Below are 26660 nucleotides of genomic sequence, written 5' to 3' on the forward strand. Positions count from 1 at the left end.
ACCGGTGGGTTGCGGCGCTCAGTCACTGCGCTCAGTGCGCGTCGATAAAGACAATCTTCAGTACGAACAGCAGGGCAACAATCACCACGCAGGGGCTGATCTCACGCCAGCGCCCGGTGCCCAGCTTCATCACACAGTACGCGATAAACCCCAGCGCAATGCCTTCGGTGATAGAAAAGCTGAACGGCATCATGGCGGCGGTGACAAATGCCGGAACGGCTTCGGTTAAGTCATCCCAGCGCACGCGCGACAGGCTGGCCGTCATCAGCACACCCACGTAAATCAGCGCGCCCGCCGCGGCGTAGGCCGGCACCATGGCCGCCAGTGGTGACAGGAACGTCACCAGCAGGAACAGCAGGCCGGTGACGACCGCCATCAGGCCGGTACGGCCACCAATCGCCACCCCGGAGGAGCTCTCGATATAGGCGGTCACCGAGGAGGTGCCCGCCAGCGCGCCACTCACTGAACTGATGCTGTCGACATACAGCGCCTGCTGCATGCGCGGGAAGGTGCCGGTTTCATCGGTCAGGCCCGCTTTATCGGTGACGCCAATCAGCGTGCCGGAGGAGTCGAACAGATTGACCAGCATAAAGGAGAAAATTACCCCGGCCATACCGATATTGAATGCGCCTTTGATATCGACCTGACCGACCACCGACGTTACCGACGGTGGCGCGGAGAAGAGGCCGACAAACTTCACATCGCCCAGCATCCAGCCGATAGCCGTGGTGATCACCATGGAGATCAGCACCGCCGCGTGGATATTACGCGACGCCAGAATGGCGATAATAAAGAAGCCCAGCGCGCCCAGCAGCACGCTGTGCGAGGTCAGGTTGCCTACGGCCACCAGGGTATCGGGGTTAGCCACAATAATGCCCGCATTTTTCAGCCCCATCATGGCGACAAACAGGCCGATACCGGCGGTAATGCCGACGCGCAGGCTGAGCGGGATATTGGCAATCATCCAGTAGCGGACCCGCAGCAGCGTCAGGATCAGCAGGCCGACCGCACCCCAGAAAATGGCGCCCATGCCGACCTGCCAGGAATACCCCATCGCCCCGACCACCACAAAAGCGAAAAAGGCGTTCAGTCCCATAGCGGGTGCCAGCGCTACCGGCAGATTGGCAAACAGGCCCATCAGAATGCTGCCGAAGGCGGCAATCAGACAGGTGGTGACAAACACCGCCTGCGTATCCATGCCCGCGACGCCCAGGATCTGCGGATTGACGAAGACGATATAGACCATCGTCAGAAAGGTGGTGATACCCGCGATCACTTCGGTACGCACCGTGGTGCCATGTTCCTGCAGCCTGAAAATGCGCTGCAAAACGCCTTGCTTGCTCATGCCATCCATCCAGAAGAAAAAATCATCGGCGCGTATCCTGGCGATTTTACCGGGGCAATACAATGATTTTTCGCAACCGATTGCCAGTCTCGCAATCTGTACGGAGTGCGGTAAAGTGAGGAACCCACACCTGAATCGAAGGATAGAATCTGATGTCAGTAGAATGCGTCTTTTTTGATTGCGATGGCACGCTGGTGGACAGTGAACTGCTCTGCACCCAGGCCTACGTGAATACCTTTGCCCGCTATGGCCTGACGCTGTCGCTGCAGGAGATGTTTGAAAAGTATAAGGGCGTCAAACTTTACGACATCATTCGTGATGTGGGTGAGGCGCATCAGGTGTCGCTGCCGATGGAGGAGGTCGAAACCGCCTACCGCGCGGAAGTGGCGCGACTGTTCGACCAGCAGCTGCAGCCGATCGCCGGTGCGAAAGCGCTGGTGGAGCAGATCAGGGTGCCGATGTGCGTGGTCTCAAACGGAACGGTAAAGAAGATGCAGCACTCGCTGGGATTAACCGGCATGCTGCCGCTGTTTGCTGAGCACCTCTACAGTGGCTATGACATTCTGCACTGGAAGCCCGATCCGGAACTGATGTACCACGCGGCGGAGCAGATGCAGGTGCCGATTGAGCGCTGCATTCTGGTGGATGACTCCGAAGCGGGCGCCCGCGCCGGGATCGCCGCCGGGATTCCGGTCTACTACTACTGCGCAGACGCGCATAACCCGGAACTGGATCATCCGTTGGTGACGCGCTTCGATGACATGGCGCAGCTGCCTGCGCTGTGGCGCGCCCGTGGCTGGGATCTGGTGTAGCGCGGCCCATGAGTCACACCGTCTGGTTTTTAACCCTGCCTGGCGTCATGGTGCTGGATCTGACCGGTCCGGCCGAGACGCTGAAACTGGCGGGCGATCATTTTACGCTGCGCTACATTGGCCCGCAGCCAGAGGTTGTCTGCTCCACCGGCATGACCATTGGCGGCATCGAACCGCTGCCGGAGCAGCTTCCCGCCGACAGTCTGCTGGTGGTGCCGGGCATCTATGACTCCCGGCACTGCTTTGCCACGCCGCAGGCCGCCGAGGCGCGCCAGTGGCTGATCCGGCAGCAGGCTGCGCTGTGCGCGCAGACCTGTATGCTGATCTGCGTCTGCTCAGGTGCCCTGCTGGCCGCGCAGGCGGGGCTGCTGGATGAGGTTGAATGCACGACGCATCATGATGTGATTGCCCGTCTGAAAGCGGCCGCCCCGCGCGCACGGGTCAAAGAGAACCGTGTCTTTGTCGGGCACGGGAACATCTGGACCAGCGCAGGCATCACGGCGGGTATCGACCTGGCGCTGCATCTGATTAATCAGCTCTGCGACACGCCCACGGCGCTGGCGGTGGCGCGTGAAATGGTGGTCTGGTTTCGGCGCGCCGGTGATGATCCGCAGCTCTCGCCGTGGCTGCGTTACCGCAACCATCTCCATCCCGCCATTCACCGGGCGCAGGATCTGATGATTGCCCATCCTGAGCATGGCTGGACGCTGACCGAACTGGCCGGACGCACGCACGTCAGCAGTCGCCATCTGGCGCGGCTCTTTCGTCAGCATCTGGGGATCAGCGTGCGTGAGTACCACGAACAGCTGCGGGTGGGCGTGGCGCGTCAGCGGCAGCAGCAGGGAGAGTCCGCCGAGAAAGCGGCGCTGGCGGCAGGATTTTCATCGGCGCGCCAGCTACGACGCGCCCGTCAGCGCGAAGCCGATCAGCTGACAAAGTGACGGGTGTCGACGCGTTTCAGTGCCATGCCCAGCAGCAGGCTGCCGCCCAGCGTCAGCCCGAACACCCAGGGCAGGTCGAGCCACGGGCGTGACATGTCATCGTAGTGATGCGTACGCAGATAGTGGATAAATAGCGCGTGAAAGCCGTAGATCGGCAGTGAATAGTGCGCAATCAGCGAAAAACCGGGCAGGGTGCGCTGATTCAGACAGTTTTTAAACACCACCAGCAGGCTGATCGCGGCGATAAACACCAGCGGTCCGCAGTAGAGATACCAGGTATCGTTAAACGCGCCATTAACGATCAGCGCCTTTTTGGTGCCGAGGGTAATGCCCGCCACACAGGCGATAAACAGCCCGGCGGCGAGCGGTGTCAGGCCGCGCCGGGTGGTCTCCATCGAACCGATAGCCCGCCCCAGCAGCGCATAGAGCAGATAGTAGATACTGTCGCCACTGACATAGAGATTCACCGGCAGAAAATGAAAGGGGCCCAGCGACTGGCTGACCGTATTCGGGTTGGCAAGCACCGCCAGCACCAGCACCAGCAGCGCCACATAGCGCGCCTGGACCGTTTTCACCTGAATCAGCGGCGACAGCAGATAGATACCGATCAGCGCAAAGAAGAACCAGAGGTGATAAAACACTGGCTTCTGCAGCATCTTCAGGATCGATCGCCCTTCGCTGATGGGGGTCAGCCAGGTGATATAGGCGAGTGATACGGCGCTGTAGAACAGCAGGCAGAGAACCAGCCGGAGCATATGGCGCGGCTGGGCGCTGCGCTCACCGAAAAAGAGGTAGCCGGAGATCATAAAGAAGAGCGGAACGCAGACGCGTGAGGCCGAGTTCAGCAGATTAGCGGCATCCCAGGCAACCCCCTTTACCGCCATTGGCCCGGTGATGTACCAGGTGGTGGTGTGAATGACGATCACCATCAGGCAGGCAACCGCGCGTAAATTATCGATCCAGTAAATCTTCTGCGGCATAGCGTCCTCTTGCGCATAGCGTCCGTGCGGGAAAGGGTAGCCAAATGCGACCAGTGCAACAACTGCCGCCAGCAGGATTCAGACCCCTCTGTACAGCAGCGTGCTGAATCCCCCTTAAACGGGCCGCTATCGTCCGGGATTTACGGCTGCACATCGCGCGGTCAAAGGGTATACTGTCGGCCTCTTTTTTTAATCCAACCGAAGCGCGTGCACACTTAACATGCAAAAGTTTGATACCAAGACCTTTCAGGGGCTGATCCTGACCTTGCAGGATTACTGGGCGCGTCAGGGCTGCACCATTGTTCAACCGCTGGACATGGAAGTGGGCGCTGGCACTTCACACCCGATGACCTGCCTGCGCGCACTGGGCCCGGAGCCGATTGCCGCCGCCTACGTGCAGCCATCACGCCGTCCTACCGATGGCCGCTACGGTGAAAACCCGAACCGTTTACAGCACTACTACCAGTTCCAGGTAATCATCAAACCTTCACCGGATAACATTCAGGAGCTCTACCTTGGCTCACTGAAAGAGCTGGGTATGGACCCGACGGTGCATGATATTCGCTTCGTCGAAGATAACTGGGAAAACCCGACGCTGGGTGCCTGGGGACTCGGCTGGGAAGTGTGGCTCAACGGCATGGAAGTGACGCAGTTCACCTACTTCCAGCAGGTTGGCGGCCTGGAGTGTAAGCCGGTGACCGGCGAGATCACCTACGGCCTGGAGCGTCTGGCGATGTATATCCAGGGCGTCGACAGCGTTTACGATCTGGTGTGGAGCGACGGTCCGCTGGGCAAAACCACCTACGGCGACGTGTTCCATCAGAACGAAGTGGAGCAATCCACCTATAACTTCGAATACGCCGACGTCGACTTCCTCTTTACCTGCTTTGAGCAGTATGAGAAAGAGGCACAGCATCTGCTGGCGCTGGAAAAACCGCTGCCACTGCCCGCCTACGAACGCATTCTGAAAGCGGCGCACAGCTTTAACCTGCTGGATGCCCGCAAAGCGATTTCGGTCACGGAGCGTCAGCGCTATATCCTGCGCATCCGTACTCTGACCAAAGCCGTGGCTGAAGCTTACTACGCCTCTCGCGAGGCGATGGGCTTCCCGATGTGCAATAACAAAAAGTAAGAGGCAGCCATGACTGAACAAACCTTCCTGGTGGAGATCGGCACCGAAGAGCTGCCACCAAAAGCCCTGCGCAGCCTGGCGGAAGCCTTTGCTGCGCAGGTTACCGCGGAACTGGATGCCGCGAACCTGAGCCACGGCGAGGTCAGCTGGTTTGCTGCACCGCGTCGCCTGGCGCTGAAAGTGGCGAACCTGAGCGCCGCACAACCCGATCGGGAAGTGGAGAAGCGCGGACCGGCCGTCGCTGCGGCGTTTGACGCGGACGGCAACGCCACCAAAGCGGCCGAAGGGTGGGCGCGCGGCAATGGCATCACCGTCGATCAGGCCGAGCGTCTCGCTACCGATAAAGGCGAATGGCTGGTTTATCGCGCCCAGGTGAAAGGCGAAGCGGCTCAGACGCTGCTGCCAGCAATGATTGCTAACGCGCTCGGCAAACTGCCGGTGCCAAAACTGATGCGCTGGGGCGACAGCGATGTGCAGTTTGTCCGTCCGGTACACACCGTGACGATGCTGCTGGGTGATGAGCTGATCCCTGGCACCATTCTGGGCATTGAGTCAGGACGTCACATCCGCGGCCACCGCTTTATGGGCGAAAACGACATCATCCTTGAGAGCGCCGATCAGTATCCTGACGCGCTGGAAAAGCGTGGCAAAGTGATCGCCGATTATCAGACCCGTAAGGCGATGATCAAAGCGGATGCTGAAGCGGCCGCGCGCCGTTTAGGCGGCAATGCCGATATCAGCGACAGCCTGCTGGAAGAGGTCACGTCGCTGGTGGAGTGGCCAGTGGTGCTGACTGCCACCTTTGAAGAGAAATTCCTCAAGGTGCCCGCTGAAGCGCTGGTTTACACCATGAAGGGCGATCAGAAATATTTCCCGGTGTATGACAACGACGGCAATCTGCTGCCGAACTTCATTTTCGTCACTAACATCGAATCCAGCGATCCGCGCCAGATTATCGCGGGCAACGAAAAAGTGGTGCGTCCACGCCTGGCCGATGCGGAGTTCTTCTTTAATACCGACCGTAAAAAGCGTCTGGAAGATCACCTGCCGCGTCTGGAAACCGTGCTGTTCCAGAAAGAGCTGGGCACGCTGCGCGATAAAACCGACCGCATTCAGGCACTGGCGGGCTGGATCGCCGGCCAGATCGGCGCCGATGTGAATCACGCCACCCGTGCCGGCCTGCTGTCGAAGTGCGACCTGATGACCAACATGGTCTTTGAGTTCACCGACACCCAGGGCGTGATGGGCATGCACTACGCGCGTCACGACGGCGAAGCCGAAGATGTGGCGGTCGCGCTGAATGAGCAGTATCAGCCGCGTTTTGCCGGTGACGATCTGCCGTCCAGCCCGGTTGCCTGTGCGCTGGCGATTGCCGATAAGATGGATACCCTGGCCGGTATTTTCGGCATTGGTCAGCATCCGAAAGGCGACAAAGATCCGTTCGCGCTGCGTCGTGCGGCGCTGGGCGTGCTGCGTATCATCGTTGAGAAGAACCTGCCGCTGGATCTGCAGACCCTGACGGAAGAAGCGGTGCGTCTGTATGGCAGCAAGCTGAGCAACGCCCGCGTGGTGGATGATGTGATCGACTTTATGCTGGGTCGCTTCCGCGCCTGGTATCAGGAAGAGGGTCACAGCATCGATACGCTGCAGGCGGTACTGGCGCGTCGTCCGACCCGTCCGGCTGACTTTGATGCACGTATGAAAGCGGTGTCGCACTTCCGTACGCTGGAGGCGGCGTCAGCACTGGCAGCGGCAAACAAACGCGTCTCAAATATTCTGGCAAAAGCGACTGAACCGCTGAATGAGAGCGTGCAGGCGTCGCTGCTGAAAGAGAATGAAGAGATCCAGCTGGCGACCTTTGTCACCGCGCTGAGCAGCAAGCTGCAACCTTACTTCGCGGAAGGCCGTTATCAGGATGCGCTGGTCGAACTGGCACAGCTGCGTACCGCGGTCGATAACTTCTTCGATAAAGTGATGGTGAACGCCGACGATCAGGCGGTGCGAATCAATCGCCTGACGCTGCTGTCAAAACTGCGCGAGCTGTTCCTGCAGGTGGCGGATATCTCGCTGCTGCAGTAATCCTCTCTGGTTGAGGCAAAAAGGGACGAGCAATCGTCCCTTTTTTATTTTTTTCTGGTCTGCGTCCTGAATCCGGCGGTCAGCGTGACCGTTTCAGCGGCCGCTTTTTTAATGTTCAAATGAGTACAAAACGTGCTTAAAACAACCGGAAAATGTCATCCGGGTGCAGGTAAAACCCGCCATTATCTGGCTTTGTATTTTTCTTTTTATTGTTAAATATCAATAATCTGATTTGATTCTCCTCTCCGATTCAACCGTCTCTTCTTTCCGTCAATCCGCAGAGTATGAAGGCCTAGGCAGCGGTGACCGGGCTGGTCACGGACGACGTCTGCCTGACCGCAAAGATGGATGATGTCATCCTGCGGGCGGAGGTGCGTGGCAACCGCCATCCCCAGCTGCCCGGCCAGGTCTGGCAGGCGCCGCAGTTCAGCCTGTTTGTCACCGCCGGACGAGTGTCACTGGCGCTGGGCTGGGACGTGTTCAGCGCGCTGGTCCGCTACATGCAGGCCCGCGCCTGGCTGGGGGCCACGCACGAATGGAGCGCCCGCGACAGCCGGGTGTCGCTGTATATTCCGCGCGGAGAAGGAAGCAGGACCGTTCTGGGACTGGACGGCGTCCACATCACCATGACTCCGGAAGAGTATCTGGCGCTGGAGGCGGGATTGCTGGCGGCGGTGGCGGCGCCGGACGTGGCACCTGTACTGGCGGAACTGCGCGCCGTGTACGGAGACCTGTAGTTAAGCCACATCCTGTTCTGCATAACCATTTTACCGGGACAGGATAATTTACCCTGACGGATTTCCTTACTCAAGGAAATGAGTAAACAAGCATGCTGCAAATTATTTTATACTCATCCATATTATTTGAATGAAAATAATCTCATAAAAATACAGTTCGAAAAGTTAGTACATTGAGTTAACTACGTGAGCAGAAGGAAACCTTGATACAAATTCTTTATGAAATACCATTATAATATTATTCCGGCGCAATTGGAACGCCGGAATAAGACTAACGCATAAAAAAATTATTTATTCAAAGTTCATTTTTGTTATTTTTATATCTCTCCAAGAAAGACGGCTTCTTACTTATAGGCGTTTCTTTCTGCTTTATATAGTATTGTTTGTAGAAATCATTAAGCTTACCCCTATAAATATTAAGCATTCTCGTCTTGGTTTCAAGAGGTAACTTTTCAACGTGCTTATTCAATTCAACTTTTTCTTGGGATTTTTTGCTAACTAAGGAAACAAGTGTTTCTTTAGAAATAGCAATTAAGTTTATCAATTTTTCTGAATAGCTATTGTCAAAATCTCGTGAAAAACAATTTAACACGGAAAGCATTTCTGTTGCAGGCCCTATGACTACCCGCCCATTCTTTTTATCATGCTCACCAGCCATAAGCAAAAAATCATCATCGAATTTAATCTCTTTCATGCCGCGAGGAATAAATACTATAAATGACTTAATTAAATCAGCCGACATTAAAGCACTAAGTTTATCGTCGCTAATATAAAAACCATCAGCTCGTATTTCAACTCCAATTAAAGAAAGGTATGGCTCTAAAATATAATTTATTGAGTCAATTTTATCTATCTTAACTAAAAACTCTAAAAAACCAGTCATATGATGAGTAATAGCTAGCTTTTCACTTACTATAGCGCAATATCTCTTCTTCGCATCGTCGCTTAAAGGCTGCATCTTCACGAATTCAGCAGCATGATATTCCTGTATGGATTTATGAGGAAATGTATAGGTATAGTCAGTATCTTTTATCAGAAGCGAAGTTATATCCTTTATATCTCTTATTAAATTCTTTGCCAGCTCTCTGTAGGTGGAGGTATTTTCCGTATTTGGATTGATGAGCTCTATCGCCTCAAAACTTTTATCCTCCATTGTTTTTTCATCAACCGATGTCATTTCTTCAAAAAGGGTTACGAAACAGAAAGCACAAAACAAATTATAACTGTCTGATCTGGAAGAGTTTTTTACTATTCTATCTCTATCGAGAAACCTTTTTGTTTTATCGTGAGTTTCATACATAACATCAAAAATGCTTTTATAAAATTCAATCGTATCGTTTGGTATGATTTTCATAAAAGGGAAACACTTCACGAAAAGCACTACGAGAATGGGGGTCTTTAATGATGATGAAAATTTTTTATTAGCTTTTAATGATTTCTCTACAGCACTTATATCAATATGTGAACCAGCTCTTTTTATTATGCCTATAACGTCGCCAATCTCAAGGTCTTTTATTTTATATTGTTTGATGCCAGCAGTGTCACATATTATAGTTTCTGGCCTAGATGAAGTTATGACCTGTGTCTTTAAAACCTCATTTATACTAATAATCTCTTTTAAAATAACCTCTCTCTTTGAGGTTTTGACTTCGTCAAAACCATCAAGAAATATAACAACCCGTCCTGATGACAATAGAGATTTTAGTGCTTGAACCGTACATTTAACGCCAATATCATCTATCATAGAAAGTACTTCATTGAAAATAGAAGCGTCTTTCATAGCACTTAAATTTATAAAGAAAGGAATTTTATCGCCATTTTCAATTTGATTTATTAATAACTTTCTTAATATTGTACTTTTACCTTGGCCTGCAGTTCCAGATATATTAGTTATATCTGAGTTTGAAATGTAGTAGTTATCGTCGATGATATATTCATCTATTTCTGCTTTATTTTTGACGGTTTTTTTATTTATTTTTATAGGGTAATATGTTGTGCTTATGCTTGTTTTATTCTCAGGATCAAGTAGCGTGTAGGAAAAGAGATTTTTTTGTATACATGTATCAATATATTTCAAATAGCAGTCATTATCGCCAATTATTTTATTGTATATTTCCCTTCCGTTGTCAGAACCATGACGCCATTTAAGACTCTTAATTTTATCAAAAAGCTTATCTATAGCAATTTTTATTGTGCCGTTTATAACCGCATTAGTTGTTGCTCCTGCAATTATTGTATTAATTGGCATTTTTCACATCCTTTTAATCTGAATGACTCTAACTTAAAACAAAAAATTAGTATTGAAACTAATTTTTTGAGAATTTTCTGTGTAATGAACAAATGGCTTAGCCTGAAATATACCTCAACGTTGAATATCTAGTTCAAGCTCAGTCAGCCTTCATTAGAAACCACTCATTATTATGAGACAATTTCTTTTCTGCATACTCCAGCCATCCAAATACAATCATGTATACGGCTATCTAAGTATACTACTCAAAATTTCTAATTGTCACTCATGGCATATTACAGCAGATTATTCAACTTGGCTGGCCCTACCCAAAGAATCTTGTCTGATTATAATAGTGTGCGAGATCTTATGCTAAAACCGGATTCAGACGACCCCCGGAGCAGGGGCATCGTTCTTGGAAAAAATTCCTGTATCCGCCCGTCAGAGCATTACTCTCATCAGGCAACCATCCATATTTCCTGCTCTTTAAGGCTATTAAGAAACTCACCACACCACCAGTGAACATCATGAGCAAGGATCGATCGCATAAGTGATGTATGGCGACTTTTCCTTTCCTCAAGAGACATATTCAGCGCTTTTTCAATTGCACGGGCAGTCGCACCGGCATCAAAGGGGTTCACCAGTAGCGCATCGGCAAGCTGATGTGCTGCGCCGGCAAATTCAGAGAGAACCAGTACACCAGGATTGTCAGGATCCTGAGAGGCAACATACTCTTTTGCAACGAGATTCATCCCATCACATAAAGGCGTCACAAGACCTACTCTGCTGTTTCGGTATATGACAGGTAAATCATCCCGTTCGACGTTTCGATGGACATAACTCACCGGTGACCAGTGAATGTCCCCTAAATCGCCATTAATTTTCCCGCTGAGATAATCCATTTCTTCGCTCAGCTTTTCATACGCAGTTACCTTTTCACGACTCGGGGCTGCAATCTGCAGAAGCGAAACAACTTTCTTCTTATCCGGGCACCGCGCAAAGAACTCCCTGATAGAGTGGATACGCTGCGGAAGTCCCTTAGAGTAATCCAGACGATCAACACCAACTATCAGCTGACCGGTGCTCTCCTGACGGAATATCTCGTTCAGATCCCGGCTGCGTTCGGATTCGAGAGCCTGCAAAATCTCCCCGTTATCTATGCCAATGGGAAATACACCTGCCCTGATTTTACGGCCCTTCCAGAAAAAAGTATTTTCTCCGATTAACTCTGCATCCGTATGATTCAGGAGGTATTTCTGAAAATTCTGAAGATCTTTCTCTGTCTGAAAGCCCACTAAGTCATAGCTAAGTAAAGAGGTGATAAGCCAGGCGTGATCGGGTATGCACCTGATTAGCTCAGGTGGTGGGAAAGGAATATGAAGAAAGAAACCGATGCTGTTTTTAATTCCCTTTTTTCGGAGTTCTGCTCCACAGGTGATCATCTGGTAGTCATGAACCCACACCACATCGCCGGCGGCAATCTGTCTGAAGCAGGAGGACACAACACGACGAATGGTTCTTTCATAGAAAAGTTTAAACTCCGGGTCGTGTTCAGCCAGATCTGTACGATTATGAAAAACCGGCCAGAGAACAGAGTTTGCATAGCCAATGTAAAAATTTTTATATTCCTGGCCGGTCAGCTCAGTCGTAAAGAAATCCACGCCTTCTGCCCGGCGACACGTCATTTCCGGATTATCATGTGTACACACACGGCCATCCCATCCGATCCACGTACCACCTGACTGTTTGAGTGTGCTCCAGAGAGCGACAGCCAGCCCCCCGGAACGGGATTCATCAGGGTCCGCAGTTCTGTTTGAAATCACCACAAGTTTTGACATTCTTATATCCTTATAGGGCAGTAGTTATATCCGGAATAACGGCATATTCCCGCTTATAGTAGAGCAGTGAATCTTTAGTGTTTTCGGTTTCTACTTCTTTAACGCTTCCATAAACGACAAGGTGCGTTCCCTGTTCCTCAATGCACATTTTTTCGCAGAACAGCACATGATTTGAATCTTTCAGGTAAGGGATATCACCTTTATAAATCCATCCTTCCTGCCTGAATTTTTCTTCCACATCAGACTGGCTACATATCTGAGCAATTTTTACTTGATCATTGTGGATGAAATTAATCGCAAAAGTCTCACTCCTCTTAATTAAACTGGCGAAACGCGAGCGTTTGTTAACACAGAATAAAATCAATGGTGGCGACACAGAAACAGATGTAAATGAGGTAATGGTTATAGCATTTTTACTCTCATTTTCTGAGCCAGAAGAAACAATGTATACTGAGCTGCAAGTATTACTCATTGCAGATCTCAAACGATGTTCAATAAAAGCATCCGGGGTTTCAGGCTGGGACATATGGTTCACCTTAATGACGGCTAATGCGGACTGGCGCAGGGTTTCCCTGCGCCACTGAACATTAACGGAAATCAACAACCGTTTTAAGCTGTGTGGTGGAACGGTACGTTTCGAAGATTTTCACAAGGCGATCGTAGTCTTCAAAAGGACATACTGTTGAAATCAGGCCTTTGGCATCCACAATGCCTGAGTGGATCATCTGAAATGCAGACTGGATGACGTTGGCTGTTTTGTGCATCGGGAAACTCTGCACATCGAAGGGAGCAGAACTGATGTTGATCCCTTTAGAAAGCATCAGCCAGTTGTCAAATTTCTGCATGGTCTGAGAAGCGCCGTATAACAGATACTGGCCGCGCGGCACGATTTTTCTCATGGCAATGCGGCGTGGATCGCATTCTTCATCCACGTTCTTGATAGTCGGCAGCCCATCAAAAACATAATCAAAGGTATTATTTTCAACCATCTCCGTGATTTCTTCAGGAAGGTATGCCTTCTCTGAGAAGAACTTCTCAGCATGCTCATTTCTCATAGGGTTGTTATCCATGGAAACGATGCTGTGTGGAGCAAAAACTTTCTTGATGATCTGTCCGGCAATAATACCGATAGGACCCGTTCCCAGAACCAGAACTTTATCGCCAGGTTTTGGCGGATGGCTTAAAATTGCGCGCATTGCAGCCGTTGTCGGCTCAATTAATGGTGCAACAAGGTCATCCATGTCATCCGGGATTTTAACTGCTGATGCATGATGGTCATCCCAGAAGTAGCGGTCTGTCCAGAACTCATCTTTTTTAACCTGACCTGAAAAAATGGGGCGAAGCGTGCGATATTCAGCAAAGCCGCCAAAATCCGTCTGCCCCCAGTAAACAATGCGGTCACCGATTTTTACATTGTTATCTTTATAGTCTTCGCCAATTTCAACAACTTCGCCCAGGAACTCATGCCCCATAATAATCGGATACTCAGAAGGGTAAAGATGACCTTCGAAATAAGAGATATCTGTTGAGCAGATTGAAACGCACTTTGTTTTCAGCAACAAGCCATCCTTTGGCGTTTCCGGAATCGGGATATTAACCAGTGCGGTTTCTTTAGGAGAGACAAGATTGATTGCTTTCATGGTTTTCATGGTGAATCCTCATTATTTAAAATGCCAACTGTTAACTTTCTATTTTATTTACTACCGTCTGATTAGCAGTTCTTCTTCCATAATAAACTGGCCAACCATTTCAATACTTGCAGGAGCTAAAGTGATATGTTTTACGGCTGTATTAATATCGCGAAAACATTTTTCAAGCCGGTCACCCTCATATACTGAGGTTGCTCCGGACAATGTATGGACGATATCAACAATTTTTTTCGCGTTACGGGCTGTTGTTGACGCAGATAAACGGATCAGCGCGCTGAGTCGCTGCCCTGAGTAGCCATCCTGAATCGCGTGTGACGCTGCATTTTCAATCAGTAACCGGGACGACAGCAGCAGAGACCAGGCATAGCCGATTTTTTCATGTACGGTATGACTCTGCCTCAATGGAGTTTTGCCACCGAGAGGCACTTTCGAAACCGCCATTTCCCGGAAAGACTCCAGTGCGTCCTGCGCAATGCCTAACGTGGTCGGAGCGGACGTAAAAGGCCCGAAGTCATAATAGCCAATGCCAAATGCGCGGGACGGGCGTTCCGGTGGCGGTGCCAGTAAATCCGGACCAGGGATAGTGAATTCGTCGGGTACAAACACATCGTTCACTTCAAAAGAATTACTGCCGGTACCCCGAAGCCCCGTTGTATACCAGTCATCCATAAGCCGGTAATCTTTTTTAGGAATAAAAAGCATCTGTGTCAGCGGACCGGCATCCGTCATAACCGGCTGGCCCTTCTCAGTCACAACGGCAGCACAGGCCAGCCAGTCCGCATGGGCTGAACCACTTGCAAATGACCAGCGGCCCTTCAGCAGAAATCCGCCTCCGACCCGCTTTGCTTTTCCACTCGGCGCAACCACACCCACGATGAGTCTGGAGTGATCCTGGAAAATATGCCGGGCAGAAGATTCCGGTAAGTAGTCGGAAAGCCGGCTGAGTGCTCCCTGCACCCCCATCTGCCAGGCGACAGAGGCGTCCTGCCGGGCAATAGATTCAATGAGTGCCATACCTGAAGGAAGGCTCAGATGAGCGCCCCCAAAGGCTTTTGAAACCCAGATCCGGTGAACGCCGGCTTCCATAAGCGCGTCCATTACTGCACCGGGGGTTCGCCGATCTTTATCTCCCTTATCGCGATACTCATTAATAATCTGATGCAACGGCTCAACGTTGATCAACTGATCCTGAACTTCAGGCTTCAGCGGGCGCTGTATATAACTCACTGTTATCTCCCTATAAGAAAATGAAAGTGAATAAGGTCATCAGCAACCAAGATGAACAGTGTAACGCCAGAACAGACTACTGTTCATATTCACTAGTACAGTCGCATATAGAAATAACCAGAATGTAATTTTGTGTCAACAAAGCGCACCGCAAAATAAAATGAATTCAAGCTATTGATTTAATTAAATAAAAATAAAATATCAGAAAGATTTACTTGGTTGCCAGCTGAAAATAAATTGTTAATTTTATGTTTTTTTCGTGTGGTTACCCCATGGGTGATAATTACGCATATTAATATCCCTAATGGTTAAGAGTGCATATTTTGATTGCGTATTAACCGATTTGCGGTCCCGACAAAGAGAAACACATCACAAAACATGAAGCTGACGTGCTGAAAACATGTACAAAACCGGGAATATGTTTGATAATTTACGTACCTACGTACGTTAAGAAGGCACTAATGATTAGACACCATCCGGACCGGGACCAAATCAGACTGGAGCACGTGCTTGCGGCTCTGGGCAATCCAATGCGTATGACCGTTGTACGTGTTCTTGCTGATGGAAGTGAGCACACCTGCGGATCTGTGCTTAAAGGCGTATCAAAATCCACGCTGACACATCACTGGCGCGTGCTGAGGGATAGCGGAGTGATCTGGCAAACGCCGTCGGGGCGCGAAAACTTACTCTCATTACGCAAAGAAGATCTTGAGGCGCGTTTTCCGGGGCTTTTGACCTCTTTCCTGGCTGCTACTGAAAAAGATAAATTAACAGGTGAAACCGTCAGGCATTTCAATCCGGATGTCTGACCGCAGAAGTAGCTTATTATTTTTTATTGGTTTTTTGCTGTTAAGCTGGGGATTGCTGGGGGCGGGAATCGGACCACTGCTCCCGCAAATCAGCATTGCATTTGACCTGCCATTACCTCTTGCTGGTCAGGTGTTTCTTCTATGGTCCTCGGGCTTTTGCCTGGGGTCTTATATCACATCACATCTGCTTAAAAGACTTCAGCTTTCTTCACTTTTCCTTTCTGCATGCCTCGCGGCCGCGATAGCTATTTTTGGCCTTTCCGTTACGCCATCATTTTTTTTGTTCTGTTTTTTCTACGGTATGACTGGTACTGCAGGTGGCATAATTTTTACTTCCTGCCATACTTCAGTCAGCTGGTTTTTCCCGGAAAAACGGCAGGCCGCGCTCAGTTTTGCTGATTTTTCATTCAGTGCAGGAACCCTTGTCGCCCCTTTGCTGATCAACTTAATAATGAGCAACAATTATCCCTGGCAGATATTCTTTAAAGCCCTGTCTTTTGCGAACATCACTTTAGCATTTTTAATGATTCCTCTCGCCTTGGCGTTTTTCCGTCCGTATTCTGCGGAAAGGAACGTCTCTCTGTCCGCGGAAGAAAAGACTTCTTTTTCGCTGGAGTGCGACACTACAGGTTCGAAGAAAACCCTTATTAATTACGCAATCATCTGTTTTTCAATTGGTTTTGTTGAGTGGCAGCAGAATGTCTGGCTGGTAACATATGCAATGAGCAAAGGCACTCCTCAGGTTTCAGCCAATCACGTTATGTTGTTGTTTTCTTTAGGGATGATCTTGAGAAGGGCAGGCAGCATGGTTGCCGGTAAAAGCTGCTCTGATTTCAGACTGGTTCTGCTGGATGACATCATCCTGCTGGGAGGCATTAGTGTAATACTGGCAGGGACAGGGACAGCGGTAATGGGCGCAGGCAGTTTTGCAACGGGTTTTGCGCTTGGCGGAGTATTACCCGCTGTGATGGCCTCAGCCATGGCTTCCAGACCATCACATGCACCGATACTTTCAACGATTGCACTCGTTATGCTGACTTTCGGGGGGCTGTGCTCCGGGATCTATACAGGCTCTGCGGCTACGTTTTTAAGCCCGGGTTGGACGCTGACTGCCGGACTGTTCATTTCGGTACTGCTGATTATATCAAGAAGGGCATTTATCAGCGCCCTGCGCGTGCACACCGCCGCCTGCCGCGGCACAGGACATTAAGCGGGCAAGCCAGCGATGAACACCGTCAACGTCTTTAAGCCTGTATGTTGCTGACGTTTCCTCATCGCCGACCTTTACTGAGAAACCTTCCATTTCATTGACCGTCCTGAATGCCGTCTCATCGGTAATATCATCGCCGACATAGACAGGCGTTCTGCCGCAAAATGCCGGTGACATCATCATCTTTTCAACGGCTGCCCCTTTACTGGCTTTCACGGGCCGGAGCTCGCAGACAAATTTACCATGCTGAACAGCAAAGGTGCCCGGATACAGTTCGGCCAGCGAGGCGGCTGTCCACATCGCGACGGCTGCCAGCTCCGGCGCATCGCGGAAATGAATGGCAAATGAAATGAGCTTATTTTCAAGGCGTAATGCCGGATAACGCATACAGGCCAGTTTGAGACGCTCCCAGACGTGAGCAACATCACTGCCGCATATTGAAAGCCGCTCGTACTTTCCGTCTGCATAGCGGATTTCTGCTCCGTGGACGCCTGCGCAGGGAACGTTGTTTGATAAAAACAGGGTATCAATGTCCAGTATGCTGCGTCCGGATATCAGGGCACAGGGGATCCGATGCTGTGAAAGAAAATCCAGGAAACTGGTTACGGTTTCATTTATCTGAACCTCACCGGGTGTTGGCCTGAGCTCAGCAAGCGTGCCGTCGATATCGAAAAGGAAAGCGTATCTGGACAGTTCATGCGGCAGAACAGGGTAAGGTAAAGCTAACAGGTCAGACATCAAGATGCTCCATTCCGGCCGTTTCCGGCCGGAGACATATCCCTTAAACGGTTTCCTGCGCAGAAGCAACGAGGCGCTTTTTACCTGGCAGGCTGAAGGAAATTAACAGGGCAATCGCCATACCAGCGGAAGCGAAAAGGAACGCGTGAAACGCCTCTGAAGTCAGTGCAGCGATATTATCTGCAACAGGACCCGTGGTGACGGTCATGGACGAGGAAACGGCAATCAGGACAGCCAGACCAATAGCATTGCCCACGTTCAGCGTTGTGGATGCCATGCCTGATGCAATACCCTGCTCATTGTGGGCAACACCGGTTGCCGCTGCGATCCACATTGCCGTCCAGACGATCCCCTGGCCCAGGCCTGAGATAATCAGCCCTGGCAGGATGTCTTTATAGGTCGCGGATACATCTGCACCGTTCATCATCAACAGCGTGCCTGCAATACCCACAATACAACCTCCAATCAGGGCGTTGCGGGTACCCACGGCGTTTGCAAGACGCGCACCGGCCTGAGTACCGATAAAGATGGAGACAGAAGGAACGATAAAGGCAAGGCCGGTTTCCAGCGCGCTGTAATGCATAACGTTCTGGAAGAGCACGGTCTCAAAATAAGGCAGTGCGCCGAACGTTCCCATATAGAGAAACGTCACTGAAACGGCAGCGACCAGATTTTTATTGCGGAACAGCTGCATAGGCATGAGCGGGTCTTTACTTTTTGACTCAATGAGCACAAACAGCACCAGGCTGACGACAGCCAGAATAAGCGAGTTACGGATAAGCGGGGTGTCCCAGCCGTATTCGGGACCCTGTACCAGAGCAAAAACAAACAGCGTTGAAGCTGCAGTCACGGTCAGCGCGCCCGGCAGGTCAAAACTGCGTTTCTCATGACGCGCCGGATCGGCAGGGATAACCAGAAATGCTGCAACAATAGCTATGCCTGCCAGCAGAACGTTGACGTAGAAGACCGAAGACCAGCCAAAGTAACTCGTGAGAAATCCGCCGGCCAGTGAACCGATTGTCAGTCCGCTGGCACCTGCTCCGCCCCATGCAGCCAGAGCGCGGTTTCGTTCGGGTCCTTCACGGAAAAGACGATTAATCAGGGAAAGCGTCGCCGGGAAGAGGAAGGCTCCGCCAATCCCCTGTACTGCCCGTGCAGCAATAATGACTTCCGGACGCCATGCCAGTCCTCCTACCAGCGATGAAATCGCATAAAGCCAGAGTGCACCGATAAACATGCGGCGCTGGCCAAGCAGATCGGCCGCCCTGCCACCAAAAAGCAGAAAGCCTCCGCAGAATACCGTATATGCACTGACGACCCACTGCAGGGTTTGTTCAGAAAATCCGAGGCCGCTTCCGATTTCCGGTAATGCAACGAATACGATGTTGATATCCAGAGAAATGATGAGCTGGGCAAACGCCAGCAGAGCCAGACTCCAGCCCAGCCGATGCTGACTGCTGTTTTGATGCAATGTCATAGTAACCTTCCCACTGTTCAATAGTTCGTATTTATATGGACAATCGAAATATATGCTCTGTAAACCTGTTAAGGCAAGAGTTTTAGATGAACAGAAGAGAAAATTCTGATGGCAGATTGGCAGATTGGCAGATTGGCAGATTGGCAGATCCAGATCAGATGTATCCGACCTCAGGTGTGACAACCCATGTTTCTTATCCATAACTCATGGGTGTATACAGTCGATTAACCTGGCAAAGGGGAGCAGTACGGTATCTCACCGCAGCTTACGCGCTGTGATAACGTGTTGATGTGCGGCAGCGCTGAGAGAATAAGAAAAAAACGAGGGGATGGGGGGTAACGACCCACATTTCGTTGAATCAGCCTTTGAGTTGAAGCGGGGGATCCGAGTTTGCCTTTTTCCGGATCTGACCGGATGCGGTGACCTGCCCCCAGTATTAGATACAACCTTCAGTTAGTAATGTCAGTTGGTTTTTCTTCTTGTTTCCCGTTTCGCCAGCATGCTGCAAATTCAGACGGCGTCTGGTAATTCAGCGATGAATGCGGTCTGGATCTGGTATCGGCTATGGCATTGGTAAAGGGCTTTCATGGGGAGTCAATGCCGGGGCAAACTGGTGGAAAGGTGGCTGGGATCCGAAATTCAATCCAACGCTTCAAAAATATACTGATATTAAAGGAGAGTTTGGGCTTTCAAAAGAAATGACACCTGGTTATTTCCCCGGCATGGCTGGAGATATCGGTGGTAGCTTGGGCTCAGAGCTCAGCGGGAAGTATATAGAGCAGAAATCCTCTGAGGAGAACATCAAAAAATGAGACAGCAAAATGTGTTTCTACACTTGGCTCTTTTTATCGTATTAAGCATTGTATCTATTTTTTTGACATCAATTACTTTATACATTGCAGGGGAGTTTTTGTTCTTTTTTTTCAAAGGGATACCAATAAATTTCACTATGGATAATATATTTCTGCTTTGCAAGATTAGTTTTAGTATCGGAAGCTTTGTCGGGGGAGGAATGTGGATAGCTCGGGTATTAAAATTAAAAAACTTCTAAGTTGTTGTTGAGAATAACTCGCTGTCCGGTGATCAGGCGCGTGCAACGGCGAAGCAGGCTGCTGAATCTCTTAAGAATCAGGTCAGAGAAAAGCTGGGCGAAGGCACCACTTCTGCTATTGCGAATGAAATAATTAATGGTCTTGCCGATACCGGCGATGCGGCATGAGGTGGGGCGGATTACGCTGCTGACGTAGCAATGGCGCTGGCGTCTTGCGCGGCCAGGGACAGTTACTGCGGTACAGCGCTTAATGACCTGTCCGGTAAGAATCAGGCGGTAGCGGACAGCGTTTAGGCGCTGATGAGCAGTGATACCTGGTCTGCGGTAGCTGACACTATTAAGCAGGCATCCGAAGGGAATCAGGTGGCGCTCGAAGCCACGGGTAGGATGCTGGCCGCAATTATATTGCCGAGCAAAAAAGTCCCACATGTGCCTAATGCCAGCGCTGTCGGAAATATGAGTGAATTCTTGAAAAACACCTCTTTCGGAGGTGAAGTTAAAAATATAACTCGTAAAACGTCTAAACAATATCAAGGGTAAAGTGTTTATCAGGCTCAAGGTAAAACAGGTGATTTAATTAAGAAAGGGGATCAGCTATATCTTGATGCTATGCATAAAGAACACTTTGAAGTTTTTGATAAAATGAACATTTTAAAGGCGTTCTTAACCTTGATGGGTCAGTGAACATTGAGAAGACCAACGCAGCACAAGGAAGGAAGCTGAAAATTGACTAACATAAATGAGTTAGACCTTATCAAAACGACATTGGCTGATTTGGCAGAGATTTGTGCTATTTCAAAAGATAAGCTTGCTATTGATTATTCTCTAAATTTAGATGCTGAATTACAAGAAGAGCTTAAAAAGCTTACATCAATGGTACTTACGTTGAGAAGGGCCCTTGACGAAAAAGATATGCTTGCTGTAAAAGCTGCTTTAGTTATGAGTCGTATTTACGCAATGAATTTAAGTAACTTTTTTGAAGATATATTTGATGATATTGAAATAATTGGCTGGTCAGATAATTATGATTGGCCAACTATTCCTGAAAATTATCAAATTCCAAAAAAGTTACGGTTCCAATCTTAATAAATTAAAATCCCGGCCAGGTTGGCCGGGATTTTAATTTTATCAGTCAGTTAACTTTCAGTCGCCAGCCGGATAATCAGCTGTCCCGACCCAGTGATCACCTCGATCTTCTGCCCGGTCTTAAAGCCTAGTGCTTCCAGCCATCGTCCTTTGATGGTCAGTTGTGGCAATGGATTCGGTCTGCCGCCGTTGGGACGGTATCCGACGATGCTTTTACGTGCTTGGGGTACAGCGGATTCTGACGTAGAATCTTTTCCAGCCATAGTAACTACCTCGAATAGTTGTTGTGGTCAGCGGCTGTTGCGGGTTGGCGCTCGCTTCAGCCGCGCTAAAAAAAGCTCTCGTTATTCTCTTCCTTTGCAGTTTTCTACTGTTCAAATATACATCGTCTGCTTTGTAAACTCGCTGAAAGCTTCGGAATAGATTGCGAGGCATCTCTGAAAAACGGATTTTTTTCGATGGATAATACTATCTCCAAAAGCGTTTATCCCGCGGCTATGAAAGAAATAAGCATGTAGTTAATAAAGATTATGGTTTCTCAATTTTTTGACTAATCTTCTTTAATTAAATAATTAATTACAATTCAGCATGGGTAATCTGTAAGTGACATGCTTATATATGGCAACCTGAATTGCCATATCTTAACGTATGATGCAGTAAAGTGTATTTGGTTAAAAGTTGATAGGTATCTGTATCAAAATCCCAACCAGCGATGTTAGATGAATAATGATTCTACGAAATAAATAAGGGTTATTATATGGCCTAAGTGTTTTAGGGTGTTGTAGAATTACACGCTTACTGGAAAGTTTATATAAATAAATAGCTGCTCATTTATGATGTTTGGGTATCATGAAAATGATGTGCTCAGGAAGCAGGAAGGGTGAAATGAATAAGGATGCGAGGATCACCGTATTAAAGGGACCATTCAAAAAAATACGGGAGTGGAACCGAAGAAAAAATTACTCTCTCAAAGAGGTGAAGCTCAAAGTAAGAATCGCAATTGCAAAGCTTCTGTGGGATAAACGGACAAAAGTCACCTTTAACCCTGGCTCTGTGAAAACCATATTGCTTGTTCGAAATGAAGGCAAAGTGGGTGATATCATCGTTTCGACTCCACTCATCAGGTTGCTTCATCAGGCTGGCTATGCAGTCGATGTGCTGGTAAACGAAGCCTGTTACGACGTAATAAAATATAACCCTTTTATCAGACATGTTTATAAGGCGAGAAATTGCAGTTATAACCATTACCTGAAGTCTTTGAACCATAACGTTTCAAGGGCAACGGTAAAGATGCTAAATAGAAATGAATATGATCTAATTATTGATCCTTGTTTATCCGAAACACCGGTGCATCGGATGAAACTGTTTAATGATATCAATGCGAGGTTCGTTATTGGGTTAAATAAAAAACCTGATATGGGCCATTACACCGTTTCAGTATCTTTTAAAAATGAAAAACAGCATGTTACAGAATTATTGTCTTTGTTCTGCATAATGATTGGCGTTAAAGCTACAGGCAACGTCGATTATAGTTTATATTTTCCTGATAGCGTGCTTAATGAGGTAAAAGATTTTCTTAACCCCTGGAAAAAAAAGAAAAAGATTATTATTAATGCCTATGCAGGCACCCCAGAAAGAAACTTCTCACAACAGCAATTGCTGGATCTTATTTATCTGGTTAATAATAAAGGTAAAGAAATAAAGTTAATTATTCTGGATCATCGTAACGAATTATTAGTGCCGCTTCCTGATGGTGTTGTAAAAAATCCCTTTTGTACATTGCATCATGTGATGGCATTGATCAAAGAATCGGATGTGGTCATAACACCTGATACTTCGATAGTACATATCTCTGCTGCGTGGAAAAAACCACTCATCGCCGTTTATAAAAACTTACCTAATAATAATATGTGGGCACCAGGGTATGAAAACGCAAGCCAGCTTATTGTTCATGATGATAAAACCTCTGATGCTGATAATATTCCGGAGCGTATTTTAAACGAGATTGTCCGCAGGGATTTACTGGACAGGCATGAGATGAAAATCCAAAGCCCGGTATCGGTGATCGAGTTGAAAGAATCTGTTAGTAAGTACGGTTATCATGTTCCTGAGCGCTCTATCGCCTCCTCTGATCAGCTCTGCTGCTGACCAGCAGATAAAATGTTCTAATGTGCCAGACACCATTGCCACTCTTAATAGGTCTGGCTACAGCACCCTCACGCCGCAGGCGGCGTCGTCATTGCAAAGCTCTCACGCTGAAACAGCGTTTCCGCCAGCTTCACCAGTGCCGGACGCTCAACACACCAGTTAGGCACCACGCGGCGGAAATTGAGATAGCCAATCATGCAGCCGGTGGCGATATCCGCCAGATTGAGCTGACCGTTGTTGAGCCATTTTCCCTCTGCGGCTTTCGCTTCCAGCATGTCGAGGCTGCGCTGAATCTTTTCCCGATTGCGCACCAGCACCTCCTCTGACTGCAAATCCCCCGGCCGCAGCTGCTCGCGCACGATCACCAGCGCGGCATCGCAGATGCCATCCGCCAGCTTCTCCAGCTGACGGATGTTAAGCGACGCAAGCGGATCAGCAGGCAGCAGGGCAGGCTCTGCCCCGCGCAGTTCCAGAAATTCCGCGATGATGCTGGAGTCGAACCAGATTTGCTTATCGTCAGCGACCAGCGCCGGGACTTTGCCCAGCGGATTGTAGTGCGGTACGTGGCTGTCATCGCTGTAGGGCGAGGCGTTGACGAATTCAAACGTAATGCCTTTTTCCAGCATGATAATCGAAATCTTACGCACAAACGGGCTGGTATAGCTGCCAATCAGTTTCATCGGGTTCTCCGGATTCATCGCCTATTCGCCAGGAAACATAAAGGGGTTGAGACTGCTGCGAGCAAAACCTTCCTGCTCCATCCGGGCATCCAGTATCAGCGATGCCAGATCGTCGGCCACCGGTTCGATGGCCGGATCTTTCTCCTGATAGAGCATCTTCAGGTAGGTGCCACAGTCGCCGCAGCTCTCTGCCTTCACCGCCGCCAGCTCGCTGTTGAGCGACCAGTAGTGCAGATCGCGGGACTGCTCGCACTGGGTACACTTACTGCGTACCACATGCCATTCACTTTCGCACAGATTACAGTGCAGGTAACGCGCGCCTTCATCACTGCCCATATGGACCACGCTGGCGACCGGCATACTGGCGCACACCGGACAGAACTGCCGCTGATCGCCCATCTCCGCCCGCGCTTTACCCGGGATCAGGGCCGCCATCTGCGCCCAGTAGAGCGAGAGCGCCGCCCAGATAAAGGGCGCTCTGTCGCTGCTGACCTGCGCATAATCGCCGGTAAACAGCGCACTGGCCAGCGTCTCCAGCTCGGTGGCGGAGGCTTTTTCCAGATTCTCCAGCACCGCCAGCGCCTGACCGCTCATCTCCGGCTTCAGTTCGGCAATCAGCGAGTGCAGCAGCCGCTGCCAGTGCGGATCGCGCGGCAGGGTGTGGATGTTCAGCGGCGGCTTACCCTCGCTGGCGCTCTGCGTCAGTCGGGCATGCAGATCGATGTGCAGCGGGTGGTCATACAGCACAATCTCCTGCGCTTCGGCGATCGTTGCCGCAAAGCGCAGATAGTCGCCGAGTGGATTTTTCGCCGCCAGGTCGCGCAGTCGCGCAGCACGACGGCTGTATAAATTTTTCAGCCGTGGAAAAAGTAACGGCGGAATCCTCTCCGCCGTGTTCTTTTCGCCTTTCTCCAGCTGATCTTGCGGGATTATGCGAATACTCATCAGGGGCGTTTATCCTGTTTTTCTGGCAGTTTACGCTGCTCACGAAACCAGCGGGGATGGTGATGTCTGGCCCAGTCGGCGCTGACCCAGCCCTCAACCATCGCGGTCAGTGTGCCTTTGACCCACAGTGCAGCATAAACATGCACCATGATGACGATAATCAGTACCACTGCTGACACCGAATGCACCACCAGTGCCAGACGAATCAGCGGAATGGCGAAGGCATCAGCAAAGTAAGGTCGCCAGATCACAATGCCGCTGGCAAGCAGCAGGACTAAGCTGATGATAGCAGCCCAGAACACACACTTCTGACCAAAGTTATATTTACCGGTATCACCCACCTCTTCATTGCGTGCAATCCGGTTAATATTTCTGGCCCAGCAGAGGTCATCACGATTGATCAGGTTCTCTTTCCAGTAGCGCAAAAACATCAGCATAAAAGCGGCAAACATCACCACACCGGTGAAAGGATGCAGAATACGCGCCAGTTGTGGCGTGCCGAATATCTGCATCAGCCAGTTGAAGGAGGGAAAGAAAAAACCCAGACCGCTTAAGGCCGTGATGACAAAGCAGATTGCGACGATCCAGTGATTAATGCGTTCCGGTGCGCGGTAGCGCACCAGACGATCGGGTTTGTTCATTATTTATCCTCCCCTTGATGATCGTCGTCACTGTCGTGCGCGTCGGTGACGCGATTCGGACCGACGCCGACATAGTGAAAAATGGATGCGGCGAACGTGGCGGCAAAACCCACCGCCGCCAGCGGTTTCCAGATCCCCTTCCAGAAGGTCACGGTCGGGCTGATGCCCGGATTCGCCGGCAGGCCGTGATAAAGCTGGGGCTTGTCAGCATGATGCAGCACATACATCACATGGGTGCCGCCCACGCCTTCCGGGTTGTAGAGACCCGCCTGTGCAAACCCGCGTGACTTCAGCTCTGCTACGCGCTCCTCCGCCAGCGTCAGCATGTCGCTTTTGCTGCCGAAATGAATGGCGCCGGTCGGACAGGTCTTCACACAGGCGGGTTCCTGGCCGACGCTGACGCGGTCCACGCACAGGGTGCATTTATAGGCGCGGTTATCCTCTTTATTGATGCGGGGCACGTTGAAGGGACAGCCCGCGATGCAGTAGCCGCAGCCAATGCACTGCTCAGACTGAAAATCGACGATGCCGTTAGCGTACTGGATGATGGCGCCTGCTGACGGACAAGCCTTCAGGCAGCCGGGATCGGCGCAGTGCATGCAGCCATCTTTGCGGATCAGCCAGGCGAGCCTGCCGTTCTCTTCCACTTCTGAAAAGCGCATCACTGTCCAGGATTTGGCGCTCAGATCGGTGGGATTGTCATAGACCCCGATGTTATGACCGACCTCATCGCGGATGTCGTTCCATTCGGAGCAGGCAACCTGGCAGCCTTTGCAGCCAATACAGGTGGTGACGTCAATAAGCTTCGCCACTTCGCGCTGGTGATCGCGCGCCTGCGGCGGCGGGGTAAAGCCATTGGTCGCAGAGCGACGGATAATATCTTGTGATTGATAAGCCATGGTCATCCA

The 26660-nt window shown here is 50.1% G+C and carries 24 protein-coding genes and 1 pseudogene; 11 read left to right on the plus strand and 14 right to left on the minus strand.

What is annotated here, in order from left to right; translation table 11 throughout:
* Positions 1-31 precede the first annotated feature (31 nt).
* Entirely contained in the window at positions 32-1345 is a 1314-nt protein-coding gene (locus tag F3I47_RS16670; RefSeq protein ID WP_150029945.1) for an NCS2 family permease, read from the minus strand.
* Positions 1346-1497: 152 nt separating this feature from the next.
* Between F3I47_RS16670 and yieH the strand changes: the two genes are divergently transcribed.
* Positions 1498-2157, plus strand: a complete 660-nt coding sequence (gene yieH / locus F3I47_RS16680; protein ID WP_009088307.1) for a 6-phosphogluconate phosphatase — start codon at positions 1498-1500, stop codon at positions 2155-2157.
* Between the two features lie 8 nt (positions 2158-2165).
* Positions 2166-3098: a GlxA family transcriptional regulator gene (locus F3I47_RS16685; RefSeq protein WP_150029944.1), complete on the plus strand. Its 933-nt coding sequence runs from the start codon at positions 2166-2168 to the stop codon at positions 3096-3098.
* Here F3I47_RS16685 and F3I47_RS16690 read toward each other — a convergent pair.
* On the minus strand, positions 3083-4078 hold the full coding sequence (locus F3I47_RS16690) for an acyltransferase (protein ID WP_150029943.1): 996 nt from the start codon (positions 4076-4078) through the stop codon (positions 3083-3085). The genes F3I47_RS16685 and F3I47_RS16690 overlap by 16 nt on opposite strands.
* A 220-nt stretch (positions 4079-4298) precedes the next feature.
* Between F3I47_RS16690 and glyQ the strand changes: the two genes are divergently transcribed.
* The 3 genes from glyQ to F3I47_RS16705 all read left to right on the plus strand — a co-directional run bounded on the left by glyQ (position 4299) and on the right by F3I47_RS16705 (position 8026).
* On the plus strand, positions 4299-5210 hold the full coding sequence (gene glyQ, locus F3I47_RS16695) for a glycine--tRNA ligase subunit alpha (protein ID WP_003849680.1): 912 nt from the start codon (positions 4299-4301) through the stop codon (positions 5208-5210).
* Positions 5211-5219: 9 nt separating this feature from the next.
* Complete coding sequence (glyS, locus tag F3I47_RS16700; protein WP_009088313.1) at positions 5220-7289, plus strand: glycine--tRNA ligase subunit beta; 2070 nt, start codon at positions 5220-5222, stop codon at positions 7287-7289.
* 344 nt (positions 7290-7633) lie between these two features.
* On the plus strand, positions 7634-8026 hold the full coding sequence (locus F3I47_RS16705; RefSeq protein ID WP_150029942.1) for a hypothetical protein: 393 nt from the start codon (positions 7634-7636) through the stop codon (positions 8024-8026).
* Between the two features lie 295 nt (positions 8027-8321).
* On the opposite strand, the gene F3I47_RS16710 is transcribed toward F3I47_RS16705, so the two are convergent.
* From F3I47_RS16710 to F3I47_RS16730, 5 genes are all read right to left on the minus strand, one after another.
* Positions 8322-10274 carry an NACHT domain-containing NTPase gene (locus F3I47_RS16710; protein WP_150029941.1) on the minus strand — a complete coding sequence of 651 codons (1953 nt, stop codon included), beginning with the start codon at positions 10272-10274 and terminating at the stop codon, positions 8322-8324.
* A gap of 437 nt (positions 10275-10711) precedes the next feature.
* Positions 10712-12091, minus strand: coding sequence for a trehalose-6-phosphate synthase (locus F3I47_RS16715; RefSeq protein WP_150029940.1), 1380 nt, complete (start codon positions 12089-12091; stop codon positions 10712-10714).
* 10 nt (positions 12092-12101) lie between these two features.
* The gene (locus tag F3I47_RS16720; RefSeq protein ID WP_223812764.1) at positions 12102-12617 is read right to left on the minus strand and encodes a flavin reductase family protein; all 516 of its coding nucleotides are present in this window, start codon (positions 12615-12617) and stop codon (positions 12102-12104) included.
* Between the two features lie 61 nt (positions 12618-12678).
* The gene (locus F3I47_RS16725; RefSeq protein WP_150029938.1) at positions 12679-13740 is read right to left on the minus strand and encodes a zinc-binding dehydrogenase; all 1062 of its coding nucleotides are present in this window, start codon (positions 13738-13740) and stop codon (positions 12679-12681) included.
* Between the two features lie 51 nt (positions 13741-13791).
* Positions 13792-14967 (minus strand): acyl-CoA dehydrogenase family protein, encoded by a 1176-nt coding sequence (locus tag F3I47_RS16730; protein ID WP_150029937.1) that lies wholly within the window; start codon positions 14965-14967, stop codon positions 13792-13794.
* Between the two features lie 461 nt (positions 14968-15428).
* On the opposite strand from F3I47_RS16730, the gene F3I47_RS16735 reads away from it, so the two are divergent.
* Both F3I47_RS16735 and F3I47_RS16740 read left to right on the plus strand, forming a co-directional pair.
* Complete coding sequence (locus F3I47_RS16735; RefSeq protein ID WP_033781278.1) at positions 15429-15776, plus strand: helix-turn-helix transcriptional regulator; 348 nt, start codon at positions 15429-15431, stop codon at positions 15774-15776.
* On the plus strand, positions 15769-16986 hold the full coding sequence (locus F3I47_RS16740) for a sugar MFS transporter (RefSeq protein ID WP_150029936.1): 1218 nt from the start codon (positions 15769-15771) through the stop codon (positions 16984-16986). The genes F3I47_RS16735 and F3I47_RS16740 overlap by 8 nt, the downstream gene beginning before the upstream one ends.
* Here the strand turns inward: F3I47_RS16740 and otsB are convergent.
* Both otsB and F3I47_RS16750 read right to left on the minus strand, forming a co-directional pair.
* Positions 16921-17724 carry a trehalose-phosphatase gene (gene otsB / locus F3I47_RS16745; RefSeq protein WP_150029935.1) on the minus strand — a complete coding sequence of 268 codons (804 nt, stop codon included), beginning with the start codon at positions 17722-17724 and terminating at the stop codon, positions 16921-16923. The genes F3I47_RS16740 and otsB overlap by 66 nt on opposite strands.
* A 43-nt stretch (positions 17725-17767) precedes the next feature.
* On the minus strand, positions 17768-19402 hold the full coding sequence (locus F3I47_RS16750; protein ID WP_223812763.1) for an MFS transporter: 1635 nt from the start codon (positions 19400-19402) through the stop codon (positions 17768-17770).
* A 338-nt stretch (positions 19403-19740) separates the two neighbouring features.
* Here F3I47_RS16750 and F3I47_RS16755 point away from each other — a divergent pair, with 338 nt between their 5' ends.
* The 3 genes and pseudogenes from F3I47_RS16755 to F3I47_RS16775 all read left to right on the plus strand — a co-directional run bounded on the left by F3I47_RS16755 (position 19741) and on the right by F3I47_RS16775 (position 21338).
* The gene (locus F3I47_RS16755) at positions 19741-20013 is read left to right on the plus strand and encodes a hypothetical protein (RefSeq protein WP_223812762.1); all 273 of its coding nucleotides are present in this window, start codon (positions 19741-19743) and stop codon (positions 20011-20013) included.
* A gap of 245 nt (positions 20014-20258) precedes the next feature.
* Positions 20259-20678 (plus strand): annotated as a pseudogene (locus F3I47_RS22755) (hypothetical protein); the annotation flags it as partial.
* A gap of 300 nt (positions 20679-20978) precedes the next feature.
* The gene (locus tag F3I47_RS16775) at positions 20979-21338 is read left to right on the plus strand and encodes a hypothetical protein (RefSeq protein WP_150029934.1); all 360 of its coding nucleotides are present in this window, start codon (positions 20979-20981) and stop codon (positions 21336-21338) included.
* Between the two features lie 50 nt (positions 21339-21388).
* Here F3I47_RS16775 and F3I47_RS16780 read toward each other — a convergent pair whose 3' ends face one another.
* Positions 21389-21601: a SymE family type I addiction module toxin gene (locus tag F3I47_RS16780; RefSeq protein ID WP_150029933.1), complete on the minus strand. Its 213-nt coding sequence runs from the start codon at positions 21599-21601 to the stop codon at positions 21389-21391.
* Positions 21602-22223: 622 nt separating this feature from the next.
* Between F3I47_RS16780 and F3I47_RS16785 the strand changes: the two genes are divergently transcribed.
* Positions 22224-23486 (plus strand): glycosyltransferase family 9 protein, encoded by a 1263-nt coding sequence (locus F3I47_RS16785; RefSeq protein ID WP_150029932.1) that lies wholly within the window; start codon positions 22224-22226, stop codon positions 23484-23486.
* A 68-nt stretch (positions 23487-23554) separates the two neighbouring features.
* Here F3I47_RS16785 and F3I47_RS16790 read toward each other — a convergent pair whose 3' ends face one another.
* From F3I47_RS16790 to fdxH, 4 genes are read right to left on the minus strand one after another with little or no spacing between them, the layout of a single operon-like run.
* Positions 23555-24166, minus strand: a complete 612-nt coding sequence (locus F3I47_RS16790) for a glutathione S-transferase (protein WP_058957167.1) — start codon at positions 24164-24166, stop codon at positions 23555-23557.
* Positions 24167-24187: 21 nt separating this feature from the next.
* A complete protein-coding gene (gene fdhE / locus F3I47_RS16795; protein WP_058957166.1) occupies positions 24188-25111 on the minus strand; it encodes a formate dehydrogenase accessory protein FdhE in 924 nt (307 codons plus the stop codon).
* Positions 25111-25752 (minus strand): formate dehydrogenase cytochrome b556 subunit, encoded by a 642-nt coding sequence (fdoI, locus tag F3I47_RS16800; RefSeq protein WP_150029931.1) that lies wholly within the window; start codon positions 25750-25752, stop codon positions 25111-25113. The genes fdhE and fdoI overlap by 1 nt, the downstream gene beginning before the upstream one ends.
* Positions 25752-26651 carry a formate dehydrogenase subunit beta gene (gene fdxH / locus F3I47_RS16805; RefSeq protein ID WP_150029930.1) on the minus strand — a complete coding sequence of 300 codons (900 nt, stop codon included), beginning with the start codon at positions 26649-26651 and terminating at the stop codon, positions 25752-25754. Before fdxH ends, fdoI begins: the two co-directional genes overlap by 1 nt.
* Positions 26652-26660: the final 9 nt, after the last annotated feature.

This window comes from Pantoea sp. M_10, from assembly GCF_008631515.1.
Lineage (GTDB): Bacteria > Pseudomonadota > Gammaproteobacteria > Enterobacterales > Enterobacteriaceae > Pantoea > Pantoea anthophila.

Excerpts from the sequence above, each read along its gene's own strand:
- F3I47_RS16720 (WP_223812764.1), bottom strand. The coding sequence starts at position 12,617 with ATGTCCCAGCCTGAAACCCCGGATGCTTTTATTGAACATCGTTTGAGA.
- fdoI (WP_150029931.1), bottom strand. The coding sequence starts at position 25,752 with ATGAACAAACCCGATCGTCTGGTGCGCTACCGCGCACCGGAACGCATT.
- F3I47_RS16685 (WP_150029944.1), top strand. The coding sequence starts at position 2,166 with ATGAGTCACACCGTCTGGTTTTTAACCCTGCCTGGCGTCATGGTGCTG.
- F3I47_RS16750 (WP_223812763.1), bottom strand. The coding sequence starts at position 19,402 with ATGGATAAGAAACATGGGTTGTCACACCTGAGGTCGGATACATCTGAT.
- F3I47_RS16755 (WP_223812762.1), top strand. The coding sequence starts at position 19,741 with ATGCGGTCTGGATCTGGTATCGGCTATGGCATTGGTAAAGGGCTTTCA.
- F3I47_RS16725 (WP_150029938.1), bottom strand. The coding sequence starts at position 13,740 with ATGAAAACCATGAAAGCAATCAATCTTGTCTCTCCTAAAGAAACCGCA.
- F3I47_RS16790 (WP_058957167.1), bottom strand. The coding sequence starts at position 24,166 with ATGAAACTGATTGGCAGCTATACCAGCCCGTTTGTGCGTAAGATTTCG.
- F3I47_RS16780 (WP_150029933.1), bottom strand. The coding sequence starts at position 21,601 with ATGGCTGGAAAAGATTCTACGTCAGAATCCGCTGTACCCCAAGCACGT.
- F3I47_RS16705 (WP_150029942.1), top strand. The coding sequence starts at position 7,634 with ATGGATGATGTCATCCTGCGGGCGGAGGTGCGTGGCAACCGCCATCCC.
- F3I47_RS16735 (WP_033781278.1), top strand. The coding sequence starts at position 15,429 with ATGATTAGACACCATCCGGACCGGGACCAAATCAGACTGGAGCACGTG.
- yieH (WP_009088307.1), top strand. The coding sequence starts at position 1,498 with ATGTCAGTAGAATGCGTCTTTTTTGATTGCGATGGCACGCTGGTGGAC.
- fdhE (WP_058957166.1), bottom strand. The coding sequence starts at position 25,111 with ATGAGTATTCGCATAATCCCGCAAGATCAGCTGGAGAAAGGCGAAAAG.
- F3I47_RS16670 (WP_150029945.1), bottom strand. The coding sequence starts at position 1,345 with ATGAGCAAGCAAGGCGTTTTGCAGCGCATTTTCAGGCTGCAGGAACAT.
- glyS (WP_009088313.1), top strand. The coding sequence starts at position 5,220 with ATGACTGAACAAACCTTCCTGGTGGAGATCGGCACCGAAGAGCTGCCA.
- fdxH (WP_150029930.1), bottom strand. The coding sequence starts at position 26,651 with ATGGCTTATCAATCACAAGATATTATCCGTCGCTCTGCGACCAATGGC.
- F3I47_RS16715 (WP_150029940.1), bottom strand. The coding sequence starts at position 12,091 with ATGTCAAAACTTGTGGTGATTTCAAACAGAACTGCGGACCCTGATGAA.
- F3I47_RS16740 (WP_150029936.1), top strand. The coding sequence starts at position 15,769 with ATGTCTGACCGCAGAAGTAGCTTATTATTTTTTATTGGTTTTTTGCTG.
- glyQ (WP_003849680.1), top strand. The coding sequence starts at position 4,299 with ATGCAAAAGTTTGATACCAAGACCTTTCAGGGGCTGATCCTGACCTTG.
- F3I47_RS16710 (WP_150029941.1), bottom strand. The coding sequence starts at position 10,274 with ATGCCAATTAATACAATAATTGCAGGAGCAACAACTAATGCGGTTATA.
- F3I47_RS16785 (WP_150029932.1), top strand. The coding sequence starts at position 22,224 with ATGAATAAGGATGCGAGGATCACCGTATTAAAGGGACCATTCAAAAAA.
- F3I47_RS16690 (WP_150029943.1), bottom strand. The coding sequence starts at position 4,078 with ATGCCGCAGAAGATTTACTGGATCGATAATTTACGCGCGGTTGCCTGC.
- otsB (WP_150029935.1), bottom strand. The coding sequence starts at position 17,724 with ATGTCTGACCTGTTAGCTTTACCTTACCCTGTTCTGCCGCATGAACTG.